Source organism: Rubellimicrobium arenae (assembly GCF_017916275.1).
Classification (GTDB): domain Bacteria; phylum Pseudomonadota; class Alphaproteobacteria; order Rhodobacterales; family Rhodobacteraceae; genus Rubellimicrobium; species Rubellimicrobium arenae.
In genome coordinates this window covers 1-805 of record NZ_JAFMST010000037.1, presented here as the reverse complement: position 1 = coordinate 805, position 805 = coordinate 1, and the positions used below count along the sequence as shown (strand labels likewise).

General features: G+C 71.4%; 1 protein-coding gene. It reads left to right on the top strand.

Going from position 1 to position 805, the window contains the following annotated elements:
* On the top strand, positions 1-771 hold a 771-nt coding region (locus J3P31_RS21155; protein ID WP_210530518.1), incomplete at its 5' end, for a DeoR/GlpR family DNA-binding transcription regulator.
* Positions 772-805 lie beyond the last annotated feature (34 nt).

The window sequence follows — 805 nt, the reverse complement described above, 5'->3', positions numbered from 1 at the left end:
CCCGGCCTATTGTCGGAGCCGCGCCGCCGCCGCATCCTGGACTGGCTGCAGGAGGAAGGGAGCGCGCGGGTGCGCGACCTGGCGGCGGCCTTTCAGGTGTCGGAGGCCACGATCCGGCAGGACCTGGAGCGGCTGGAGGCCGAAGGGCAGATCACGCGGGAGCACGGCGGGGCGTATCTGAACACGGTGCCCGCGCAGGTGGGGGCGCTGGCGCTCCAGCACAGCCAGAACATCGAGCGCAAGCGCCGCATCGGCGCGCTGGCCGCGGGCCTGGTGGCGGACGGGGAAACGCTGATCCTGGACGCGGGCAGCACCACCACGGAGGTGGCGCTGCGGCTCAAGGACCGGCGCGACCTCACGGTCATCACCAACGCCCTCAACATCGCGCTGATCCTGGGGGCGGTGCCGGGGCTGGCCGTGCACATGCCGGGCGGGCAGTTCAAGGCGCCGACGCTGTCGCTGTCGGGCGACGCGTCCGTGGAGTACTTCCGCAGCATCTTCGCCGCCAAGCTGTTCCTGGCCACCGCCGGCGTGGGGCTCGACTCGGGGCTGACCTACCCCAGCTTCGCCGACCTCCAGCTCAAGCAGGCCATGATCAAGGCGGCGGCGCGGGTCTGCCTGGTGGCGGACTCCACCAAGATCAACAAGCCCTCCTTCACCCGCCTGGGCGACCTGGAGGTGGTGCACGCCTTCATCACCGACGACGGCATCAGCGACCGCGACGCCCAGGCCTTCGAACGCCGCGGCATCGAGGTCCTCATCGCCCGCTGACCCCAGGGGGATGAGGGGGGCCTGTCGGGAAGCG